This window comes from Gelidibacter sp., assembly GCF_039916245.1.
Taxonomy (GTDB): Bacteria; Bacteroidota; Bacteroidia; order Flavobacteriales; family Flavobacteriaceae; genus Gelidibacter.
Window position 1 is genome coordinate 1 of record NZ_JBDSLS010000236.1, and the last position, 3,591, is coordinate 3,591.

A 3,591-nucleotide genomic window follows, 5' to 3' on the forward strand; every position below is an offset into this window, starting at 1 on the left:
TCCTCATCCAAATGCCTTATGATGTTTTCTGTAAGAATAATTCCAATGTCGACCATCGTTCCAATGGCAATGGCAATCCCAGATAATGCCACAATATTGGCATCGACATTAAAGAATTTCATCGCAATAAACACCATGAGTACCGCAACAGGCAAAAGTCCGGAAATAAGTATGGATGCTCTCAGGTTAAAGACCATCACAATAATCACAAATATGGTAATGAGTATTTCGAGGCTTAATGCTTCGTCAAGCGTGTCCAGAGTTTCCTGAATAAGTTCGGATCGGTCATAAAAAGGGACGACAGTAAGTTGAGAAATTGTGCCATCCGAAAGTTCTTTGGAAGGCAAACCGGCTTTAAGCTCGGCTATCTTTTCTTTTACATTATTTATCACTTCCATAGGGTTGGCACCATAGCGCGCTGTGACGACTCCGCCCACAACCTCCGCACCTTCCTTGTCCAAAATCCCTCGTCGCGGAGCAGGTCCCAAACTTACTTTGGCAATGTCCTTAATCCGGATGGAAACATAGTTTTCAGAAGTCACCACGGCATCTTCAATATCAGCAACCGATTTGATATATCCCAGACCGCGCACCAAATATTCAGCCTGATTGATTTCCATGGTTTGGGCGCCGATATCCTTATTGCTTTCCTTAACCGCTTTCACGATTTCGGCCAGACCAATATTATATTGACGCATCAATTCTGGCTTGACATCAATTTGATATTCCTGAACATAGCCACCAATAGAAGCGACTTCAGAAACACCACTTGCTGAAGAAAGCGCATATTTCACATAGTAATCCTGAATGCTTCGGAGTTCGTGCAAATCCCATCCTCCTGTGACATTCCCATCTTTATCGCGCCCTTCTAAGGTGTACCAATAAATTTGCCCCAATCCAGTGGCATCTGGCCCCAAAGAAGGATTGACGCCATCGGGAAGTAATCCAGAAGGCAAAGAGTTTAGTTTTTCCAGGATGCGACTACGGCTCCAATAAAATTCCACATCCTCTTCAAAAATGATATAAATACTCGAAAAACCGAACATCGAAGAACTACGGATCGTCTTTACTCCAGGAATACCCAATAAGGTTGTGGTAAGGGGATAACTTATTTGATCCTCGATGTCTTGTGGGGAACGGCCTTCCCATTCGGTATAAACAATTTGTTGGTTTTCGCCGATATCAGGAATGGCATCAACAGCCACGGGATTGGTTGGGAGAAAGCCAGTATCCCAGTTAAAGGGCGCATTGACGACACCCATACCTAAAAAAAGTGCGAGCAACAAAACCGCCACCAGCTTGTTCTCTATGAGAAATTTTATGCCTTTATTTAGCATTGTAATTGATTTTAAACAGTTGAACTTCGTGTAACATGCTGATTAAATCAGAATATTGAACACAACAAAACGTGCCCAAAACGGAAATACCGCAGGGCAAAATTTTTACTGTCTGAAAATCAAATTAAATAAGTCTCGTGTAGCTTTTGTATGTCCCGTATGAGAAAGGGAGGCTTATAATCTCTAAAAGGAATGATATTTTCATTGAACCCTTCAAAAAGATTAATAAAAGAGTAAACAAATGAGGCAATAAACAGTTGTTGCTCAAATGAAATCTTGTTAAAAGAAAGCTGCAATTCATCATGGCCATCCACAACCACTTGTTCATTTTTACAACAATCCTTTTTAGTCACAGAACAGCTTTCTGATGCAGGCTTTTCCATATCCATGCCACAGGTTTCTACTTTATGAAAAATGGCAGAATCCATTAAACTATCCCCACAATAATGTATATCAATAGTAAATGACATTGTAGAGAATAACACTACAAATGCCATTGACAAGGACATTATTTTATGGGATATTTGTTTCATAGGAAATACAAAGTTAATATTTTTTTAAGTCATCGCCATCTATTAACAATAAATTATGAGCTAAGTTATTTTTTTTTATAAAAGTGATTCCATAAAAAATCAGAAGGGATCATCATAATATTCACTATAATTTATTAATGCTTGAACCATCCCCCTCCTCAAACCTGTGAACTCGAGATATTTATGCCAGGAAACAACAAGTATAGGACATGTGGTCAATTATATTGAACCGAAGGAATAGTGCCAGAAAGCACAACCAAATACTTCAAGTCACAATAATAGAACAAGGAAACAATCTATAACTAATATTAATTAAATTTGACCGTCGTCAGCATTTGAACCACCGCTATGAATAATGTAAAACTTTTGATTCTTCTAATTTTAGGAACTTCAACCGCTTTTTGTCAAAACACAAAAATGGACTCTTTACAACCCAACAAACAGCTCAAATTTAAATATGAGTCTTTAATTGTTCCCACCGTCCTGATTGGGTATGGCATTGTAGGTCTCGAAAGTCATACCCTGCAATTAATAAACACACAAACCAGGGACGAAATAACGGAAAGCATTGACAATAAAATAACAATTGACGACTTTTCTCAGTACGCTCCATTTCTTTCCGTATACGGTTTAAATGCCCTAGGTATTAAAGGGAAAAATAATTTTAAGGACAGAACCCTCATTTTAGGGACAGCCTATCTCATTATGGGTGGTACGGTAAATATCTTAAAAAAAACTGGCAATGTTGAACGACCCGACGGCTCTTCCACCAACTCCTTCCCTTCTGGACACACCGCAACCGCTTTTATGGGTGCTGAATTTTTATACCAAGAATACAAAGATGTTTCCATTTGGTATGGCATTTCAGGGTATGTAGTAGCCACGGGAACTGGACTTTTTAGAATGTATAATAATAGGCATTGGTTCACTGATGTGGCCGCAGGAGCTGGAATGGGAATTTTAAGTACAAAAATTGCTTATTGGATTCATCCCCTTATTAAGAATGCACTATTTAAAGACCACGAAAATACCAACGGCATTGTGATGCCTTTTTATAATGGAAGAGAATATGGCTTGGGATTATCAATGACATTTTGAAAATAAAAAATCACTTAAAAAAAAGAAAAGTCCAAAACAGAAAAATTAAAAAGTAATGATCACACCTGCTGTACTGTATTGAGGTGTGGAACTAAAAAGAGTCGCCTTTGAGTTAGGGTATATGGACCCTGCTTATTTCTCTAATTTCTTCAAAACTCAAACTAGCATATTCCCCACTGATTTTCGCAATCAGTTATAAATTTTACAAGCGTTGGAATGATTACTCTACACTTCGCTTTTATTTTAGTGGTAAATTTGTAGAAATTAAAAAAAAATGAAAAATTCAGGCATAACACGTAAAAACTTTTTAAGAAACTCTGCTATTGGAGTCGCTGGCCTAACCGTGGGCTCAAGTTTTTTGAACACTGCAAACGCTGCTCCTCTTGAAACCGAGCCAAATATAAAAAAAACCTTCAATGTCCATATATTAAAAAATGTGAGACTCGAAACTGGCTTCATCTATAAAGACGGAGAAGTTAACGGGACAAAAACAGATCTTTTTACTGTAGAAATCGCCGAAGGTAAAATAAAAAGTATATCAAGCAACACACCCACGGCAGACGCTATTGACGCCAAAGGATTATTAATGCTTCCTGCTTTCCGAGATATGCACATCCATCTGG

Annotated in this window: 3 protein-coding genes and 1 pseudogene; 2 read left to right on the forward strand and 2 right to left on the reverse strand. The window is 38.2% G+C overall.

Going from position 1 to position 3,591, the window contains the following annotated elements:
• Together ABIQ28_RS12585 and ABIQ28_RS12590 are read right to left on the reverse strand one after the other, a co-directional pair.
• On the reverse strand, positions 1–1,337 hold a 1,337-nt coding region (locus ABIQ28_RS12585), incomplete at its 3' end, for an efflux RND transporter permease subunit (RefSeq protein WP_348037836.1).
• Positions 1,338–1,456: 119 nt separating this feature from the next.
• Positions 1,457–1,870: a hypothetical protein gene (locus ABIQ28_RS12590; RefSeq protein ID WP_348037838.1), complete on the reverse strand. Its 414-nt coding sequence runs from the start codon at positions 1,868–1,870 to the stop codon at positions 1,457–1,459.
• A gap of 417 nt (positions 1,871–2,287) precedes the next feature.
• Between ABIQ28_RS12590 and ABIQ28_RS12595 the strand changes: the two genes are divergently transcribed.
• Entirely contained in the window at positions 2,288–2,968 is a 681-nt protein-coding gene (locus ABIQ28_RS12595; RefSeq protein ID WP_348037840.1) for a phosphatase PAP2 family protein, read from the forward strand.
• Between the two features lie 274 nt (positions 2,969–3,242).
• A pseudogene (locus tag ABIQ28_RS12600) lies at positions 3,243–3,591 on the forward strand (deaminase); the annotation flags it as partial.

What these genes read in the sequence shown, in the direction of transcription:
- ABIQ28_RS12590 (WP_348037838.1), bottom strand. Translation starts at nt 1,870, where the DNA reads ATGAAACAAATATCCCATAAAATAATGTCCTTGTCAATGGCATTTGTA.
- ABIQ28_RS12595 (WP_348037840.1), top strand. Translation starts at nt 2,288, where the DNA reads ATGGACTCTTTACAACCCAACAAACAGCTCAAATTTAAATATGAGTCT.